Annotated in this window: 18 protein-coding genes; 8 read left to right on the top strand and 10 right to left on the bottom strand. The window is 37.0% G+C overall.

Features of this window, described 5'->3' with window-relative positions:
- Positions 1-33: 33 nt before the first annotated feature.
- Entirely contained in the window at positions 34-1,140 is a 1,107-nt protein-coding gene (gene menC, locus O1A01_RS08795) for an o-succinylbenzoate synthase (RefSeq protein ID WP_066410662.1), read from the top strand.
- Between the two features lie 380 nt (positions 1,141-1,520).
- Here the strand turns inward: menC and O1A01_RS08790 are convergent, their stop codons facing one another.
- Together O1A01_RS08790 and O1A01_RS08785 are read right to left on the bottom strand one after the other, a co-directional pair.
- Entirely contained in the window at positions 1,521-1,955 is a 435-nt protein-coding gene (locus tag O1A01_RS08790) for a GNAT family N-acetyltransferase (protein WP_066410663.1), read from the bottom strand.
- A gap of 98 nt (positions 1,956-2,053) precedes the next feature.
- Positions 2,054-2,986, bottom strand: a complete 933-nt coding sequence (locus O1A01_RS08785) for a 3-hydroxyacyl-CoA dehydrogenase family protein (RefSeq protein WP_174522349.1) — start codon at positions 2,984-2,986, stop codon at positions 2,054-2,056.
- Between the two features lie 364 nt (positions 2,987-3,350).
- Here O1A01_RS08785 and O1A01_RS08780 point away from each other — a divergent pair, with 364 nt between their 5' ends.
- Genes O1A01_RS08780 through O1A01_RS08760 form a run of 5 tightly spaced genes read left to right on the top strand, consistent with a single transcriptional unit; the run spans position 3,351 to position 7,079 of the window.
- Positions 3,351-5,006 (top strand): AAA family ATPase, encoded by a 1,656-nt coding sequence (locus O1A01_RS08780; RefSeq protein ID WP_066410666.1) that lies wholly within the window; start codon positions 3,351-3,353, stop codon positions 5,004-5,006.
- 21 nt (positions 5,007-5,027) lie between these two features.
- Positions 5,028-5,489, top strand: coding sequence for a hypothetical protein (locus O1A01_RS08775; protein WP_066410668.1), 462 nt, complete (start codon positions 5,028-5,030; stop codon positions 5,487-5,489).
- Positions 5,482-5,697 carry a DUF2997 domain-containing protein gene (locus O1A01_RS08770; RefSeq protein WP_066410669.1) on the top strand — a complete coding sequence of 72 codons (216 nt, stop codon included), beginning with the start codon at positions 5,482-5,484 and terminating at the stop codon, positions 5,695-5,697. The genes O1A01_RS08775 and O1A01_RS08770 overlap by 8 nt, the downstream gene beginning before the upstream one ends.
- A 6-nt stretch (positions 5,698-5,703) precedes the next feature.
- Entirely contained in the window at positions 5,704-6,477 is a 774-nt protein-coding gene (locus O1A01_RS08765; protein ID WP_066410670.1) for a ComEA family DNA-binding protein, read from the top strand.
- Positions 6,477-7,079, top strand: coding sequence for a 4Fe-4S single cluster domain-containing protein (locus O1A01_RS08760; protein ID WP_066410671.1), 603 nt, complete (start codon positions 6,477-6,479; stop codon positions 7,077-7,079). Before O1A01_RS08765 ends, O1A01_RS08760 begins: the two co-directional genes overlap by 1 nt.
- 159 nt (positions 7,080-7,238) lie before the next feature.
- Here the strand turns inward: O1A01_RS08760 and O1A01_RS08755 are convergent, their stop codons facing one another.
- Together O1A01_RS08755 and O1A01_RS08750 are read right to left on the bottom strand one after the other, a co-directional pair.
- Entirely contained in the window at positions 7,239-7,859 is a 621-nt protein-coding gene (locus tag O1A01_RS08755; protein WP_066410673.1) for a periplasmic substrate-binding domain-containing protein, read from the bottom strand.
- On the bottom strand, positions 7,849-8,988 hold the full coding sequence (locus tag O1A01_RS08750) for an ABC transporter substrate-binding protein (RefSeq protein WP_066410676.1): 1,140 nt from the start codon (positions 8,986-8,988) through the stop codon (positions 7,849-7,851). Before O1A01_RS08750 ends, O1A01_RS08755 begins: the two co-directional genes overlap by 11 nt.
- Before the next feature lie 191 nt (positions 8,989-9,179).
- On the opposite strand from O1A01_RS08750, the gene O1A01_RS08745 reads away from it, so the two are divergent.
- Complete coding sequence (locus O1A01_RS08745) at positions 9,180-10,412, top strand: MDR family MFS transporter (protein WP_066410678.1); 1,233 nt, start codon at positions 9,180-9,182, stop codon at positions 10,410-10,412.
- A gap of 265 nt (positions 10,413-10,677) precedes the next feature.
- On the opposite strand, the gene O1A01_RS08740 is transcribed toward O1A01_RS08745, so the two are convergent.
- Positions 10,678-12,075: a M28 family peptidase gene (locus O1A01_RS08740; RefSeq protein WP_270066048.1), complete on the bottom strand. Its 1,398-nt coding sequence runs from the start codon at positions 12,073-12,075 to the stop codon at positions 10,678-10,680.
- Between the two features lie 214 nt (positions 12,076-12,289).
- Positions 12,290-13,567, bottom strand: coding sequence for a mechanosensitive ion channel family protein (locus O1A01_RS08735; RefSeq protein ID WP_066410680.1), 1,278 nt, complete (start codon positions 13,565-13,567; stop codon positions 12,290-12,292).
- A 267-nt stretch (positions 13,568-13,834) separates the two neighbouring features.
- On the opposite strand from O1A01_RS08735, the gene O1A01_RS08730 reads away from it, so the two are divergent.
- Positions 13,835-14,743, top strand: a complete 909-nt coding sequence (locus O1A01_RS08730; protein ID WP_066410682.1) for an SDR family oxidoreductase — start codon at positions 13,835-13,837, stop codon at positions 14,741-14,743.
- 139 nt (positions 14,744-14,882) lie between these two features.
- On the opposite strand, the gene O1A01_RS08725 is transcribed toward O1A01_RS08730, so the two are convergent.
- The 4 genes from O1A01_RS08725 to O1A01_RS08710 form a co-directional block, all read right to left on the bottom strand.
- Positions 14,883-15,257: a nuclear transport factor 2 family protein gene (locus O1A01_RS08725; protein ID WP_066410683.1), complete on the bottom strand. Its 375-nt coding sequence runs from the start codon at positions 15,255-15,257 to the stop codon at positions 14,883-14,885.
- A 220-nt stretch (positions 15,258-15,477) separates the two neighbouring features.
- Complete coding sequence (locus O1A01_RS08720; RefSeq protein ID WP_066410685.1) at positions 15,478-15,876, bottom strand: hypothetical protein; 399 nt, start codon at positions 15,874-15,876, stop codon at positions 15,478-15,480.
- A 192-nt stretch (positions 15,877-16,068) separates the two neighbouring features.
- Entirely contained in the window at positions 16,069-17,448 is a 1,380-nt protein-coding gene (locus O1A01_RS08715; protein WP_066410687.1) for a HAMP domain-containing sensor histidine kinase, read from the bottom strand.
- Positions 17,445-18,125, bottom strand: a complete 681-nt coding sequence (locus tag O1A01_RS08710) for a response regulator transcription factor (protein ID WP_270066047.1) — start codon at positions 18,123-18,125, stop codon at positions 17,445-17,447. The genes O1A01_RS08715 and O1A01_RS08710 overlap by 4 nt, the downstream gene beginning before the upstream one ends.
- Positions 18,126-18,157: the final 32 nt, after the last annotated feature.

Here is an 18,157-nt window from a genome sequence, read left to right as displayed (position 1 = left end):
GTTTAAGAGTTAAAGGAGAATGGAGAGATATTTTTGAAAATAGATGAAATTATTGTTTATAAAATAAATATGCGTATGAAAAATCCTTTTACAACGAGTTTTGGAACCGAACATGATCGTCTTTTTCTTTTAGTAGAAGTAAAAAATGAAGATGGGTTATCAGGTTGGGGCGAGTGTACAGCATCGGAAAGCCCGTTATATATCGAAGAGTTTACAGAATCTAGTTGGATTATGCTGAATAAGTTCCTCATCCCTATGATTCTAAAAAAAGATATAGAACATCCTGATGAAGTACATGAACTGTTTTCCGTTTTTAAACGAAACCATTTAGCGAAGTCGGCTATTGAAGGTGCTGTATGGGATTTATATGCAAAATCAAAAGGTATTTCTCTATCAGAAGCACTTGGGGGCGTGAAGTCTTCGATTGAAGTCGGAATTAGCCTCGGAATTGAAGAGTATATCGAGACTCTTTTAGAAAATATTCGAGAGAAAACCGAAGAAGGTTATAAGCGAATTAAAGTGAAAATCAAGCCTGGAAAAGATGTAGAAGTTATCGACAAAGTCCGTGAACATTTCCCTGACATACCATTAATGGTGGATGCGAATTCGGCTTATACACTGGACGATATCGAGACATTAAAGAAGTTAGATCCGTACAATTTAATGATGATTGAACAACCTTTAGCCGCTGGTGATTTAATTGACCATGCGAAACTACAAAAAGAAATAAAAACACCTATTTGCTTAGATGAAAGTATTCATTGTTACGATGATGCAAGAAAAGCAATCGAACTCGGTAGTGGACGCATTATAAATTTGAAGATTGGTAGAGTTGGCGGCTTATCCGAAGCAAAGCGAATTCATGACTTGTGCGTTCAAGAAAATATCGCGATGTGGTGTGGAGGCATGCTAGAATCTGGAGTCGGGCGAGCTCATAACATCGCGATTACTAGTCTAGCAAACTTTACACTTCCTGGTGACACCGCAGCTTCCTCTCGATATTGGGAGAAAGATATTATCGAACCAGAAGTAACCGTTCAGGATGGAATTTTGCAAGTACCGACGAAACCAGGGATTGGTTATGACGTGAATCGGGATGAATTGCTGAAACATACAGTTGAGGTTAAGACGTTTCGTTAATTGCAAGCAATTTTTGTAAGGGGTGAGTGACTCACCCCTTTTTTATTAGCTACGTTTTGCTGGCTGATTACATTTTCTAGGAAATAATAATTGATTAATGCTCTTGTCCCTTTGATTAAAATTTGGTTTTCTTGACAGGTGGTCTAATTTACTTATCAAGTTGTAAAGTTTTCTTAACAGGCTGTTTGATTTACTTAACAAATTACGAAATTTTCTTAACAGATCTTTTGATTTACTTAACAAGCTGCGAAATTTTCTTAACAGATCCTCTGATTTACTTAACAAGTTGCGGAATTTTCTTAACAGGTTATTTGATATATTTAACTTTGTGATATTTTTACTTAACAGAGGGCTACATTATGCCTTTCTTTGTATAGCATTTATGATTTAACATCCAAGCCCTTCTTTAAATAATAATGCGTAAAATCTCTACCTACATTATCTATGCTACCAAACACTTCATATCCATTCTTTTTATAAAACTCTAACGCCTGAAAGCTCAACGTATCTACTTTTATGAAATCACATTTTTTATCTACAGCAATTTTCTCTAACTCTAATAATAATTTAGTCCCATACCCAGAGTGTCGAATATCCTCATCTAAAAAGAATGTATAAATTTCCAACCAATTCCAACATACTGCGCTTAGGATTCCACCACGAACGTTGCCGTTTTCATCCTTAAGGATAAGATTGATTTCTTCATATCTACCTCCCAAATCTTCTGGAAAGTGTTTTAAATTGAACTTGTAAAGTTCGTCGTCAATATATTGCTTATCATTTTTATTTGATTCTCTACTTATATGTAGTGTCATTTTAAGTCTCCCTTACTATTTAAATAACTCCATACCTACCTCAAGGAAAAGAAGTTACTAAAATCATTTCCGTGTGGACTTGACGACAAACCTATCCCCTATTCCACACTCTTTAATTGTAATAGTTTTAAAAAATTGCGGTCTCTCTCTTCGATTCGTTCCAATACAGTGTCCGGATTGTATTCATAAAGTCCTTTTCCAGATTTCACTCCCAACTGTCCATTCGCAACCATATTATTAATTACATCTGGAGCTGATTTCCGATCATCGAGGTTTGGACATAGTTGATCTAAGACTCTCTGCCACGTATCTAAACCTCCAAAATCGGTAGTTTCTATCGGACCGACAAAAGCCCACCTAAACCCTGGCCCATGTGTAATAGCTAAATCTATATCCTCAATTGAAGCAACTCCCCGTTCAACTAAAGAAAATGCTTCTCGGACAACGGCGGCTTGTAGTCGATTTGCAATGAACCCAGGTATTTCTTTTTGTAAAATAACAGGTGTCTTCCCCGCTTCTTTTAAAAGTTGAACCGTTTCGTCTATTACGTGTTTGGCAGTTATATCTTGTTTCACAACCTCCACAAGTGGAACAATTTGCCCAGGATTAAAGAAATGTGTAATGATCATCCGGTTCTTTTTTTGGGCATTGGCAGTCAACGTCGATAATGGAAAAGTCGATGTATTCGAGGCAATAATCGTCTCTGGTTTACAAATGGATTCAATTTGTTCGTATAATGCTTGTTTTAATTCTAATATTTCTGGAACTACCTCCGTAATGAAATCGCTTTCTCTGACAGCATCCTCTAAATCTGTTGTTGTTCTAATTCTATTAACTATTTCATCTATATCATTATACGCAATCATTCCTATTTCAAAGAACGATTCCAAACTTTTTCTAATAGCTTTAAGAGCATTTTCTAATGCATGTTTTTGGGTATCATACAAAACAACATTATGTCCTGCAGTAGCATAAACTTGTGCGATTCCATGGCCCATTACCCCGGCTCCAATAACGGTAATTTGTTTCATGATTGAACCTCCTCAATAATTGATTGAATACATGGTCTTTCAGATTGTTATATTTACAACTTATAAAGTTCTTACTTTTGGATATCTTTGTTACACACTGTTAACCAAAGTACCCACCCCCCTTCAACATCCTCCTATTATCCATTCTAATACATTTACTAGATAGCTAGAATGTTTTCGTGGTTTATTTTATAAAATTTTCTGGGAAGTCTAAAAATAAAGCAACTAACTAGCGTGCAAACCTATGTGACTTTGTTGAACTGGAAAAAAATGTGAGGACAAGGGACCTGTCCCTCTGTCCCATTTGTGATAAAATATAGGCATGAATATTTTACCAATGTAGGATTGATGAGGTGTATGTTAGATGAAGGAAAATTTCTCTGTTCTGTTAGCGAATTATTTACGGGCTCGATTTTCTTTTTTGTCGATAACGACTTGGGAAGAGGATCGTCTTATTCGTGATATTAAAGAGGTTTGTTATAATCCTGAGTTAATTAAAACGACACGTAAAGTGTATACGTGGAGTGTAACGGAAGGGTTAGTTGATGAGGATGGGAAAGGAAAGCATAATACGAAGCAACCCCTACCTGCTCTTGATCAGATTGAAAAAACGGAAGAGCCTTCTGTATTTATTTTGAAAGATTTTCATATTTATTTAGGTGGGGAAAATAGAAATCCTGACTTTAATATTGTTCGCCGTATTAGAGATCTTGTATCTGTGTTGGTGAACAGTCCTGTACCGAAAAACGTTATTTTTGTCGCACCTACTTTCTCTATTCCTTTAGAATTGCAAAAAGATATTATAATTGTGGATTATGGATTGCCTACATATGATGAAATAAAAAAAGTGTTACACCAAATGATTGAGGTTAATAAAAATAACTCTCGAATTCAGATCAACTTAAACGATGAAGAAGAAGAAAAGCTTATTAAAGCAGCATTAGGCCTTACGATACAAGAAGCAGAAAATGCATTCGCATTGTCGATGGTTCATGATGGCAAACTAGATATTAATACAGTTGGTCATGTGCTTGCTGAAAAGCAACAAATTATTAAAAAGAACGGTTTACTAGAGTACATTCCGCAAGATCCGAGTATGGAAGATATCGGTGGATTGGAAAACATAAAGCGTTGGTTAAGAAAACGTGACAATTCCTGGTTAGAATCTGCTAGTGAATACGGTCTTCCCGCTCCTAAAGGCTTGTTAATTACGGGAGTACCTGGTTGTGGGAAAAGTTTAATTGCTAAGTCTGTTAGTTCCTTATGGAAGCTACCCCTTTTAAAACTAGATATGGGGAAAATTTTCAGTGGATTAGTAGGTAGCAGTGAAGAAAATATGCGGAAAGCGATTGAAACGGCAGAAGCGATCTCCCCTTCTATACTTTGGATTGATGAAATTGAAAAAGGGTTAGGTGGTACGAATTCTAGTGGTGATAGTGGTACTTCTACACGTATTTTCGGTACGTTACTAACGTGGATGCAAGAAAAAACGAAGCCTGTTTTCTTAGTTGCCACCGCAAATAATATTCGAGCATTACCTCCTGAGTTACTTAGAAAAGGTCGCTTCGATGAAATTTTCTTTGTCGATCTTCCTACTCATAAAGAACGAAAAGAAATTTTTAAAATTCACATTGAGAAACGTTTAAAATCTGATAAAGTAAAAGGAAATTTCCAGCTTAGAGATGAAACATACGAAAAACTAGCCAACGTTTCGGAAGGTTTCATCGGAGCAGAAATTGAGCAAGCTGTTATTTCTGGACTGTTCGAAGCATATTCGGAAAAGCGCTCTATTAATGAAGAAGATATTTTAAAGGCGATTGAAAGAACCGTTCCATTGTCGATTACTCAATCGGAGCAAATCCGTTCCATTCGGGAATGGGCAAATGTTCGAGCTGTTGCTGCGACTCTTCAAGATGATCGAGCAGATTATAGCCATGTTGTGGAACAGGAAGAACCGAAAGAAATACCTGGAGATGAAGACATTTACCGTTCCCGTGGAGGAAGAACGTTAGATTTTTAATAGGAAAGCGAGGGTTATGTTATGAGTTTATCTGTTGTCCTAGTTCCGCTTGCGCTAGGTGCTGCAAGTTCGGCTGTTAGTTTTGCACTAAGAGAAAAAGTGGAAGAAGGAGTTTTGTACAAAATCGAGACTAATATGAAGGATGAAATTTTGCTAGAAGAATCATTAAAAAGCTTTGGCTGTAACGTAGATCTCAATGAAGAATCTTTTCATTCTTCCATCGGGGACATTCAAATGGCATTCCAACAACAAGAAAATGGTACGTTTAGTGGGATTTTTAATGAAAGTGTGTCAACAGAAGAAGCACAAGAATTTTTACAAGACGTGCAAAAAGAGTATGTACGACTCGTCCAAAACCGCACTTATGAAAAATTAATTGCCCGCGCTAGACAGGAAGGGTTAATTTTAGAGCATGAAAATACGACGGATGATAACACTATTCAGTTGACTTTTCAAGTAAAGGAGAAGCTCTACAATGAGTAAAAAAATAAAGTTTGAAATTACCCCAACTGGAGAAATTCGTGTGAAAACGATTGGGATGAAGGGCGAAGAATGCCTTAATTACGTCGAATTGATTGAAAGATTAGCCGATGCTACAACGGTTGATTCAAGCTTTACAGAAGAGTATTATGAGACTAAAGTAGAACAACAGGAAAATGTTCACAAACGTAGTCATCTAAAGAGGGAGTAGATAAATATGGATCCAATTACCCCTTTTGGACGGAAGTGGGAATATAGACATTCGATGTGGATGAATTGGTTATTTGGCCCATTTTTGCTTACAGGATTTATTAGTTTTATATATATAGGAATTCGTGCAAACAAGAAAAAATGGCTTTTCTATGGAGCAATTTATTTTATTTTAATGGCGCAATACTTCTTTTATTTTTCAAGCTATGATATCAACTCTACGACATTCGATATTTCGATAATGCTCGTGCTTGGTGGTTGGGTCTTTGCGTGGGTACACGCTTTCCAAGCAAGAAGAGAGTATTTACGTATTTTAGCAGTAAGAATTATGAATGATCCTTTACAACCAACACCACCATATCGGGTGAAGACACATTATCCTTTTCCGACAGAAGAACAGCCGCTTACTAACATTAAAAATGTAAAAAAAGTTAAGGCGGAACTTCCAGTAGCGGATAAAAAAGTCCCTTTTACTTTTAATGTTAATAAAGCTAGTTTACAAGAAATTGCTTCACACCCTTACATCGGAAATATTTTAGCGAGACAAATTGTTCAAATTCGTGAAAGAGTCGGAGCGTTTCAATCTCTTGAACATTTAATTGAGGAAACGAATATGAAGCCACACATTATCGCAAAAGCAAAACCGTATATAACGTTTGGGAATGTAAAAAAGCAAGCTCCTACATCTGCTGAACCTAGTAACGACGAAGAACAAAACAAACCTAATTCTTCTCCATCTAGAAAGAAGGAGTCCATTTCAGGAAGGATTGTCGATTACTAATGGAAGTTATTTTACATCGTTTTTTGCCGTACACAACTTCCGAAGGGCCTGGGAAAAGAGCATGTATATGGGTACAAGGCTGTCCGATTCATTGTAAAGGATGTGGTGTTCCTTGGACGTGGAATCCGAACAAAGGAACACCTACTTCTGTGGAACTTTTATGGGAAGAAATTTTGAAAAGTAAGCATGAGCACGATATTGAAGGGATTACCCTTTTAGGTGGAGAGCCGTTTGAACAAGCTGAAGCGTTAAGTGTATTAGCAAAACGAGCGCAAGCGGCCAGTTTATCTGTTATGACATTTAGCGGCTACTATAAAGAGCAGTTAACGGAAATGAATAAGCCTGGCTGGGAAGATTTATTAAGTGCAACCGACCTGTTTATTGACGGACCGTTCGAAATCGATAAGCCCGATAAGGACCGACCGTGGATTGGTTCCACAAATCAACGCATCCACTTTTTAACGGACAGATACAAGTCTATTGAAAATAGTCTCAAAGCCATACCAAATCGCCTTGAATTTTACATCAAAAGCGACGGCACTATCGAAGCAAACGGTATGGTTCCCTCCGAAACATGGAAACGCATCCTCAACGATCTATAGTGGACGGAGGGACAGGATTATAAACCTGTCCCTCTGTCCTTTGTTAATTTTCCACTAATATTTGCGTTACGACCTTTAGAATGGCTATGGCGCTCTTTAACTTATGGGACATTTTCAACTATTCGCTTGGATAAAGATATGTCACAACATCTTATCTCTTCACTTCCAATACATCGAGTTGTTCGAATTCTTTTCAAACCAAATTCGTTGAAAATTCGGCCAGCCTAGACCTGATATTGCGATTCCGTTTAAGTAGCTTCGGAACGTCTGCTTTTCGCTCGTATGGTACGTAAAAATGAGTAGTTTATGTTCAACCAATTGCGTCTCAATTGACCTAATACGTGCTAATAGTGTAGATTCTTCCTTCGTTTCCATTGCCATGATTTGAGCATACTCCGAATCTAGCATCGCTTTCCAGTCACTGGATATGTAATTTCGAAGTACACTATTTTGGCCATAATAAAAAACGAGAAGACTTGAGAATAAATTGTTCTCAAACGTTTCGCCTGTGTAAAATGCATCAAACGTTAGGAGAGAATCTACATCATAAATAGTAGATAATTCAACCGGTATTACTTCCACTATTACACCCTTTTCCTTTGCTCGAGTCTTCACCCATTCTATATCCGCCACTAGGGACGGAAAGTTTAACACACCAATCGTAATCCTCATTTCCGTTAAAAGGACGTTATGTAAATGGGGAGAGGTATTACGATTTCTTTCTGTCGGGACAATCCCATATGCTGGTGAATGACGGGATCCACCTAGCTCAACTGTCATCCGCTCTTTGATCTACAAGTGCATAAAGAACTTCTCTATTTTCTCTATTTTGAAGAGGGCCAACCTTCTGTAAGTTTACAAGTAAGAAGTTGCTTCCTTTCTCTATAAATTCAATGCTCGAAGATGTATCAAAATCCGCTTTTTTCTCCAACGTATCGAGCATATGTATATCCATCTCCGTTTTCAAAAGCTCTACTTTATCTAGGAAGGGACGTCCTTGAAAGTAAGCTAGATTTGCCTCTAACCGGACTATGTTTTCATTTCTCATTTCTACTTTAAAAGGCCCTGTACCAATCGGACTTTCTTCTATAAAACCAATGTCATATGGAAGAATGGAGGCATAAAATGAACCTATATGATGCAAAAATTGATAGGTTGGCTGTGAGAATGTTATTTCTAAGACAAGCTCATTTATTTCTTTTATCTCAAGTATATGCTGGAAAAAGTACGGATAATTTCCTGACCCATCTTTTAATCGAGAAAAAGTATAGATAACGTCCTTTGCACATAAAGTTCTGCCGTTGTGAAACACGATTCCTTTTTGTATATAAAAGATCCACCTTTTCCCATCGTCCTTCACTTTCCATCCGTACACTAAATGTGGTTCAAACGTTTGATTTTTCTCATGATAGATTACTAACGGATCAAATATTTGTGTAACGAGATGGGCTTCATCTGCAGTAGAAACGAGACTCGGATCCAAAGTATAAATTTCCTGTTTTAATGGAAGTCGTAACATATCATTACGTCCACTACTATCTTGTTTATAACCAAAGTAATTCTTCAAATAGAGGGTTAGTTCTTCTCGGATACTTGTAGGCAAGTTCGTATGATGAATATAATCGAGACACGCTTGAATATTCTGCTTATCTATTAATTCCTTTAATCGTGTTAAGGCGCTATCTCTAAGAGAAAGATGAAAACTTAACGTCGCCTTCCTCCCTCTTCCTCTCCTACTTTTCCACGTAATCCATTGTTCTTGTTCCATCCTTTTTAATAGAAGCTGTGCGTTCCTAAACGTACAAGACAATATTGAGGAAATTTCCTCTGTCATCGCCTCTACCATTTCTCCTTCTTTCACTTGTGAGAAGGCACTTCTTAACAATACGTAATGCTCTATTAGCTTCATGTTTCCTCCAAAATATGAAAAGAATTTATTTTAATTTCGCTTTTTTGCTAGTTTTTATCATGTTATTTTCAACTTATAAAAGGTTTAAACCTTCATGCGTATAGAGAATGTTATATACCTTTATTAAAAAGTTTGCTGAGTCGCGATTAGCGGCGGTTATCTAATGTATAGGAAAAGGGGCTGAACTCCGAATGAAGTTTCAACAATTACATCCAAATATAAAAATTCGTGTCGTTACGGATTTTATCACCGATATAGCTGCCATGAGTATCATTCCTTTTATGGCGATCTATTTTGCGGAGCGAATTGGACCATCTATTACAGGTACATTATTAATCCTTAATGTTCTCGTATCTCTTCTTGTCGGTTTTTACGCAGGCCATTTATCGGACTACATTGGCCGAAAAAAAATAATGGTGACCGCACAATTCCTACAAGTGTTCTCGTTTATTTTCATGGCGATTGCTAACTCACCTTGGTTGGAGAGTGCATGGGTAACATTTGCTATGTTTCTATTAAGTAGCATAAGTATCGGGATGATGAACCCAGCGGCAGAAGCGATGATTGTCGATGCGAGCACAAAAGAGACCCGCCCTTATATTTATAATATCATGTACTGGTCTGGAAACATTGCCATTGCTATCGGTGCTGTACTTGGAGGTTTATTTTTTAAACATTATAAATTTGCTTTACTGATAGGCTTCTCTATCTTCAGTATCATTACCCTATTCGTCATCCTGTTCATGGTTCATGAAGTACCGGTAAAAAGAGAAATTGCTAAAAAAACAATCAGCTTCACTTCTATGCTCACAAGCTATATAAAGATTTTAAAAGATTTTCGTTTCCTTCTTTTCAGTGCTGGTTCTATTCTTATATTAACACTAGAATTTCAGTTAGATAAATATATAGCTGTTCGTTTACAATCGGAGTTTTTCATGAGCTTCGCTTCCATCTCACTGGACGGCTTAAGGATGGTCAGTATCATCATTATTATTAATACAGCTCTAGTCGTTATGTTAGGGCTGAAGACAGAAAAGCTATTTTCCCGTTTTAAGAACGAATCCATTCTTCAAAACGGTATCATCATTTATGCCATTGGTTTTGCTATTTTAGCCTTTAGCAAATCACCATACGTTCTCATTATGGCAACTGTCCTTTTTACATTTGGGGAATTACTCACAGTACCGATTCGCCAAACGATGCTAGCAACTCTCATAAAGGATGATGCTAAAGGGGCTTACATGGCGATGAATGGTTTAACGTATCATATCGCTATGCTTGGGGGAGGCTTAGGATTAATCATTGGGCATTATGTATCTTCTTATATCATGGGGATCATTTTCTTTGGAGTAGGAGTTGCTGGTTTGATTTTCATTCAGCTTGCTCTGTTGCCTGGAGGTATTAGATTACGAAAGGTATCATAATAGGGAAAGTGGCATTAACTTAATTATTGGAGATTATACACTAGCTGCTGAGTACTAGCATGTATAGGGGTCCGTTACATAAGCAATCGTTTTAGGAGCAATACGAACCGTGTTATATTTACAAGGCATACCTAATACTATATTTAAATCGTTATAAAGCTAATGAACAATCTAAATATAGTATTGATGAGCCTCAACAATGAAATTACTTGTATTAGTTCATATAAATTAAAAAGAACCAGCCAAATGAGCTGGTTCTTTATGTTTATTCTACACTCTCTTCAAAGTACATTTGTTGAGGCACGTTTTGCTTACTTGCTCTTTGCGGTTGCTTTGGCGTTTGGTTGTCAAAGCGAGCATAATCATAAATGGCCGTCCCGACGATTTCCGCTACATCTTGAAGTTTTTCTTTGCTAATTTTATCAATCGTGTCTTGCGGTGTATGGTACCAAGGCTCTAATGGACTATGAATAAACAACGCTGCTGGAATGCCTGCCTCTCCAAATGGAACGTGGTCACTGCTTCCTCCGCGTCCAAATCTTGTCGGCTCACCATTTAGACGTAAGCTTGATGCTTGGGATAATTCTGTTACTAAATTCGGTTGCCCGTCAATTGTATTCATGACAAGGCTTCCTGCGTCGCGGCTACCGACCATGTCAAGATTGAAGTTCGCCACAATACGGTCCAGTTCTTCTTGGGGTAGATCTCGTACATAGTGTCTCGACCCAAGTAATCCCAATTCTTCCGCACCAAATGTAATGAAACGGATTTCTGTATCAGTTGGTAAATTTTTAAATACTCTTGCTAACTCAAGTACCATTGCTGTACCAGAAGCGTTATCATTTGCACCAGGTGCACCTGGCACTGAATCATGATGAGATGTTAACGTGATTACATTTCCATTGTCCCTGTTTTTATTAGTAGGTAGCTTGGAGGCAATAACATTATGTGATGAACGAAGTCCCGCAGATGCTCCTAAAACTTTTAAAGAAGCTTGTACTGTTTCTCCATTATTAAGCTTTGAAACTAGGTTGTTTCCTTGCGCTTGCGTTATAGAGACAGTAGGTACGAAACGATCGTCAGCTCCACCGAGGGTACCATTTATCGTACCAGCAGCATTATTAAAGATAATAACACCTACTGCACCCTTTTCAGCAGCATTAATTACTTTTTCACCAAAAGGAATAGAACCGCGCTGTACTAGTGCAATTTTTCCAGATAAATCTTTTCCTTCCAACTCATCCGGTGTTGCTAGTCCAACATATTCTAACGGTGCTTGAACATCCCCACTAGGAGTATAGGTGAACGCAAGTGGACTTAGGCTTGTCCCATCTATTAGTAGGTCAACTGTATGCGGTGTTGTGTAACCAAAATATTCAAATTCTTGAATTTCCACGTCATAGCCATACGATTCAAACTGGTCTTTTATATACTGAACTGCTGCAAATTCCTCTGGTGTGGAGGCTACTCTAGGAGTTTGTTGCAAGTAATCAATCATGTTGTAAATGTTATCAACGTTGATTTTATTGATTACCTTATTATCTAACGGATTTTTTACTATTTCGTGTTGAGCGGCCGGTTGTTGTGCAAAAACTGGAACACTTAAAGCTCCTAACGCTAACGATGTAGCAAGTGTGATGGATAATAACTTCTTCGTTTTCATAATAACCCCCTAGGAAAAATTTAGTATTTTTTGATTCTACTAAATTTTATAATAGTTAAAATATTGTAACTAGGGTTATTCCTCCTATTAATACTAGATACATAGCCTTAATTATGGACGGGTTCGTCACCGATGCATAAAAAAGAGAAGAGTAACTTAATCTACTCTCCCTTTCATAACAATTAACTATTCTATAACGTAAAAATAACGCTCTTTAATCTCGATTTGGTAAAAATTGTGTGGACAAGGGACCTGTCCCAGTGTCCATAAATATTCCTTTTAGGTCGCTACCTGAAGGGTTTTGGAATATGCGAAGTCCGAATTCTGGTGCCACGGCGAGGAGATGGTCAAAAATATCGGATTGGATGGATTCATAATTATTCCATTGAATATCGTTCGTAAATGCATAAATTTCAATTGGTAATCCGAATTCGCTTGGAGCGAGCTGTCTTACAATCATCGTCATATTTTGCTCAATACCAGGGTGATTTTTCAAGTAATTATTAATATAGGCTCTAAAGACTCCTATATTGGTAAGAGCACGACCATTCACTCGGTTGTTTCTATTAATCTCGTTTTTAATATTGTATTCCTCTATTTCTTTTTCCTTTTGTTCGATGTACTCGGAAAGATAGTGGATATGTTTAAACTTCTCAATCATCGGTTCATCACAAAAAGCAATACTACCAGTATCGATAAAGATTGACCGTTTAATGCGACGTCCACCTGCATTTTGCATTCCTCTCCAGTTTTTAAAGGAGTCGGAAATTAAAGCGTAACTTGGAATGGTCGTTATTGTCTTATCCCAATTTTGCACCTTTACCGTATTTAAGGAAATATCAATTATATCACCATCGGCCTCATACTTAGGCATTTCAATCCAGTCTCCAACACGTACCATATCGTTTGAAGTTAACTGAATTCCTGCGACAAGTCCTAATAACGAATCCCGAAAGACTAACAAAAGTACAGCTGACAATGCTCCAATCCCGCTTAATAAAATAAGAGGACTTTGTCCGATTAGGTTTGAGATGACTAAAATAACACCTAGAATGACGATCACTATGTTAGCTACTTGTATGTATCCCTTTATCGGTCTCGTCTTCGAAATTTCAAACGTTTGATATATATCATTCAGCGCATTAAATAAGCTAATAATTACTACTAAAGCTACAATAATAATATACGTTACCGCTAGTTTTTGGATAACAGTTTCATAATCAGAAAATGCCGATGCGAAGAAATAAATAATAATCGCCGGAACCACATGAGATATCCTATGAAAAACCTTTCGTTCCAAAAGCATATCGTCCCAGGTGAATTTGTTATTCGTCACAAAGTGTGTAATAACTCTTATTATTATTTTTTTCGTTATAAAATTCGCTATGACAGATATGAGCGCGATAAAAAGTATCATTATTATCATAGTTAAATATTCAGCTATTGTTGGATCCATCCCATAAGATAAAAGCTTCTTATCAATAAATTCCATCTTTTCTCCTCCTTTTCATAATAACTACCTATAACAGTAATAACTAATATACTAGTATAACAAAAATAGGTGTTTCCTTCAGTAGATTTAGTTTATGTAAAAACAACTAACTTCACTCTTTGTATATAGTCCAAATAATATTCTGTAACCTACATACACGACAATTGTCTATGTATCATAAACTATACTTAAATTGCTTTATGTAGAAATAAGAAGGGAATCGGTTTATTTTTTACCGATATAATATAGTGTGAAAGGATGTTTAAAATGGATCGAAATTATCCAGTTTACCCGTACATTGGTTATAAAAAAAAGGTGGTAAAGCAGCCGATTGCTTTTCCTCCTCAACACCAAGAAGAGGCACCTGGCTTAGAGTGGAAAATGTATCCTAGACCAATTTATGATTATGCTGGATTTAAAGGTAGTGGGAAACTTCAAGGAAAAATAGCTCTTATAACCGGTGGAGATAGCGGGATAGGTCGTGCAGTTGCTGTAGCCTATGCAAAAGAAGGCGCAAACATTACTATTGTCTATCTGAATGAGGATTATGATGCGAATGAAACAAAGCAATACGTTGAAAAGTTCGGAGTCAGCTGTCTACTTATTCGAGGAGATTTACGAAATCCATCAACATCTGAATTTGCGGTAAATCAGACGATAAATAAATATGGACGTTTGGATATTGTCGTTCATAATGCTGCTGTACAGCCTTTTACGGAAGATATTATGGATGTATCAAATGAACAGCTCGATGATACGTTTCGAACGAATGTGTACCCGTTGTTTTACATGACAAAAGCTTCCCTCCCCTATTTAAAAAAAGGAAGCTCCATTATTAGTACTGCTTCAAGGGTGGCATACGAAGGGGATAAAAACGTTATTGATTATGCTACTTCGAAAGGCGCGGTCGTTTCGTTCACTCGCACAATGGCTTTGTCATTGGTAGACAAAGGGATTCGTGTAAACGCAGTTGCACCAGGTCCTGCATGGACTCCGCTAACTGTTAGCACATACTCTGCAGATCATGTTTCTACACTAGGTACAGATATCCCGATGGGGCGAGCCGCACAACCTTTCGAAATCGCTCCGGCCTTCGTATATCTAGCAACAGAAGAATCATATTACGTAACCGGCCAAGTCATACATGTTAACGGGGGAATAATTCGCGATTCATAGGCGGGCTGTGGACGGAGGGACAGGTCCCTCGTCCACACAAATTTTGGAAATAAGACTTTAGTTAGCATACCGAAATACCTTATGGAGAATATAGGAACAATCCTTTTTTACACCTCTCAAAAAATACGGATTATTACAATTAAAATACGCCATTTTCATTTGGTGAATCTTCCGGTACAGGCTGCCCCACATCCCACAATTCTACGATGAGTTCGTTTTCGAAACGGAATATATGTACTACTGCAGCACCTAGATCAGCTTGATTCTGTTTTATATGCGAGTGAACCGCAACAATCTCACCATCTTCTATAACACGTTTTACTTCAAGAATTTTGAGGGGACTCTCAATAGCGTTCTCTTCCATTGCAATCATAAGCGAATCAGCATCTCCGCGAAAAAAGGGGTTATGATGACGAAAATTCGGACCAATGTACTTTCTATACGCCTCTCTCACTTCTCCTGACGCAACGAGTTGCAAAAACGATACTGCTTTCTCTTTTTTAGTTTCATTCATTACAAAACATCCTTTCTTGTGGATGGGGTCCCTAGTCCTATCTTTTCTAAAAAAACAGGAGAGTATTAGCTTACTCTCCTGTACAAAACAGTTTAAAACTATCAACATAGTATTGTCCACTTAATGCGCTTGAACGACTACTGGGTTGTTTATATTATATATTCCATTTAGAAAAATGAGAAGGTTTCATAAAATATTCACCTTGTTAAGCACACTCCGTTTACCCGTTATACTCTTCTCCTCTGTAAAACAAAGTAATTAAGAAAAAGATAATAAAACTTACAAGCAGAGCTACCCCACCACCGATGTAAAGCACTAGCGTTAATGGTTCTGGCAGATCAAACGGTTTGACCATATATAACCACATGCCTCCTGACAAGCCAATAGAACCTATAATCGCAGTCCAAACATGGATTTTTGTTAACAATGTTTCAGATGTTTGGAACACTTTATAGTATACAGACCATGCAAATAGACTTAACCAACCGACAACTAAAATATGGGCATGAACAGGGCGAAATGCGTAAGAGCCAGCTCCAGCCATATGCGCTCCGAGTATAGCACCGATTACTCCAAAAACACCGGCAAATCGTAACAATAATAGACTATGTTTATTCATTTTAAATATCCTCCGTTTTAATCTTTACGTTTTTTCTACTTCTCTAATGTACTTCACGAAGATGAACGGAGGATGAATAAAAGTTTACAAGTGAAAGAACTATTAGTTGGAGAAATATTTAAAAACGTTAGGGAGATGAACTTCACCAACTTCATAAGATAAGAAGGAAAAAAAGGATAAAAAAACCTGTCCCTATTTAATCGGTAGTTTTACAATAAAAGTCGATCCTTTTCCTTCTGTACTAGTAACTTGTACGTCACCATTATGTAGGTGAACGATTGTCCAAACGATTGATAAGCCAAGTCCTGTTCCCTCAATCGTTCGTGTTCTCGCGGTGTCTGCCCGGTAAAAACGATCAAATATCCTTTCTTTTTCTTTCAGGTTCAGCCCTATACCAGTATCAGCAAAAGTAACTACGATGGAGTCTTCACTTTTTTCCATCGTTATTTCAATACTACCATTCTGCTTATTGTATTTAATAGCGTTCGTTAATAAGTTGTCCCACACTGTATGGAGTAAAGAAGCGTCACCATTTATTTCGACGTCCAGTAAAGAGTAGCTAAGCATTATGTCTTTTTCACTCATTAGCCATTGATAGTTGCGCACTAATTCCTTTAGTTGCTCACTAACATTAAATGTCTTCCTTTTTAAAATATCTTCATTACGATCTAGCGAGGCAAGTAATAATAATTGTTTCGTTAAAGTAGATAATCTTTTTATTTCATCATTAATAATGGAAACGTACTGGGCTCTATCTTTTGACGTAATAGATTCATTTTCGAGTAAGTTAATATATCCTTTTATATTCGACAACGGTGATTGAATATCATGAGAAATGTTCGAAATGAACTCTTTCCTCACGTCATCCATTTGTTCTAATTTGGTAGCCATCGTTAAAAAACTATTCGAGAGCTCGCCTAGTTCGTCATTACTAGCAACATCCAACTCTACATTAAACTTCCCTTCAGAAAGAGATTTTGTCGCTTTCGTTAATTTAGAAATCGGCTTCACTAAATATTTTGTACTGATTACTACCATAATGGTGCTGAGCACGATGGTGAACACTAGTAGCCATGCAAATAAAAGATGCATCTCATTAAACAGAAGTTTAATGTCCGGCCTAATAAAAAGTGCGTAGTTATTTCCATTATGGGTAATCGGAATTCCAATTGTATTTCTTAACTCATTTGCAAAAAATCCTGTGACGAACGTTTCTCCAGGAAAATGAAGAATACCGTGATATACATTCCCGCTTAATACATCTTCTTTCGCAGTAGCCGAAAGATCTTCGTCCCGGAATGCTGCACCGAAAAAACTTTCTTCACCTGATTCATCTACTAAGTACATTTGATACCCAAGCGAGGAAACGTTCTGCAAGTAATCTCGTAAATCTATATAAGGATGTTCCTCTGCAAATGAGGCAATCGATTGTGCAAAGTTTGTAATTTTTTGATCGTTTTGTGGCTTTAGTTTATGCTGATAATACGTATTGGATATTAAAAAAGATATAATCCCACTGAAAAGCATAATACCGATCGTCACGACAACGAATTTTACGTAAAGAGTTTTCATTCGCCCTTTGCCTCCAAGGAATATCCTACTCCTCGTACTGTTTTAATATGAAAGTCATCGGTCATTTTGGAAAAACGTTCTCTTAACCTTTTAATATGAACATCAACAGTTCGTTCATCGCCTTCAAAGTCGAAGCCCCAAATATGCTCGATTAGATGTTGTCTTGAAAATACTTGAGACGGTTTGGTCATGAGAAAATGAAGTAACTCAAACTCCTTTAATGGTAACAAAATCGTACGGTCGCCACTCTTTACTTCATAGCTATTTTTGTTAATGGTTGTATTTCCAATACGAATAATGTGCTCTACTTGTTGATCATCATACCTGCGTAGCAAAGCTTTAATTCGAAAAGTTAATTCTTTCGGTTCGAATGGCTTAACTAAATAATCATCTGTTCCTGCTTGAAACCCTTGCTCTTTATCCTCAATTTGACTTTTCGCGGTTAAAATAATGATTGGAATATTGTACTGACTTCGTATCTCTTTCGTTAAAGAAAAACCGTCCAAATACGGCATCATCACATCGACCACTGCCAGACTACATTTTTCTCTTTTTAATATTTGTAAAGCTTCCATTCCATCCTTTGCTTCCAAAACGTTATACCCTTGTTTTGTTAGATGTATATTTACTAGTTTTAAAATATTTCTATCGTCATCTACAATTAAAATGTTGGACATACAGTTACCTCTGTTTTTTTTTATATAATATA

Source organism: Sutcliffiella sp. NC1 (genome assembly GCF_027594365.1).
In the GTDB taxonomy this organism is placed as follows: domain Bacteria; phylum Bacillota; class Bacilli; order Bacillales; family Bacillaceae_I; genus Sutcliffiella; species Sutcliffiella cohnii.
This window is presented reverse-complemented; position numbering and strand designations above follow the sequence as displayed.

Coding starts and splice junctions, on each gene's coding strand:
- O1A01_RS08790 (WP_066410663.1), bottom strand. CDS start 1,955: ATGACACTACATATAAGTAGAGAATCAAATAAAAATGATAAGCAATAT.
- O1A01_RS08785 (WP_174522349.1), bottom strand. CDS start 2,986: ATGAAACAAATTACCGTTATTGGAGCCGGGGTAATGGGCCATGGAATC.
- O1A01_RS08780 (WP_066410666.1), top strand. CDS start 3,351: ATGAAGGAAAATTTCTCTGTTCTGTTAGCGAATTATTTACGGGCTCGA.
- O1A01_RS08775 (WP_066410668.1), top strand. CDS start 5,028: ATGAGTTTATCTGTTGTCCTAGTTCCGCTTGCGCTAGGTGCTGCAAGT.
- O1A01_RS08770 (WP_066410669.1), top strand. CDS start 5,482: ATGAGTAAAAAAATAAAGTTTGAAATTACCCCAACTGGAGAAATTCGT.
- O1A01_RS08765 (WP_066410670.1), top strand. CDS start 5,704: ATGGATCCAATTACCCCTTTTGGACGGAAGTGGGAATATAGACATTCG.
- O1A01_RS08760 (WP_066410671.1), top strand. CDS start 6,477: ATGGAAGTTATTTTACATCGTTTTTTGCCGTACACAACTTCCGAAGGG.
- O1A01_RS08755 (WP_066410673.1), bottom strand. CDS start 7,859: ATGACAGTTGAGCTAGGTGGATCCCGTCATTCACCAGCATATGGGATT.
- O1A01_RS08750 (WP_066410676.1), bottom strand. CDS start 8,988: ATGAAGCTAATAGAGCATTACGTATTGTTAAGAAGTGCCTTCTCACAA.
- O1A01_RS08745 (WP_066410678.1), top strand. CDS start 9,180: ATGAAGTTTCAACAATTACATCCAAATATAAAAATTCGTGTCGTTACG.
- O1A01_RS08740 (WP_270066048.1), bottom strand. CDS start 12,075: ATGAAAACGAAGAAGTTATTATCCATCACACTTGCTACATCGTTAGCG.
- O1A01_RS08735 (WP_066410680.1), bottom strand. CDS start 13,567: ATGGAATTTATTGATAAGAAGCTTTTATCTTATGGGATGGATCCAACA.
- O1A01_RS08730 (WP_066410682.1), top strand. CDS start 13,835: ATGGATCGAAATTATCCAGTTTACCCGTACATTGGTTATAAAAAAAAG.
- O1A01_RS08725 (WP_066410683.1), bottom strand. CDS start 15,257: ATGAATGAAACTAAAAAAGAGAAAGCAGTATCGTTTTTGCAACTCGTT.
- O1A01_RS08720 (WP_066410685.1), bottom strand. CDS start 15,876: ATGAATAAACATAGTCTATTATTGTTACGATTTGCCGGTGTTTTTGGA.
- O1A01_RS08715 (WP_066410687.1), bottom strand. CDS start 17,448: ATGAAAACTCTTTACGTAAAATTCGTTGTCGTGACGATCGGTATTATG.
- O1A01_RS08710 (WP_270066047.1), bottom strand. CDS start 18,125: ATGTCCAACATTTTAATTGTAGATGACGATAGAAATATTTTAAAACTA.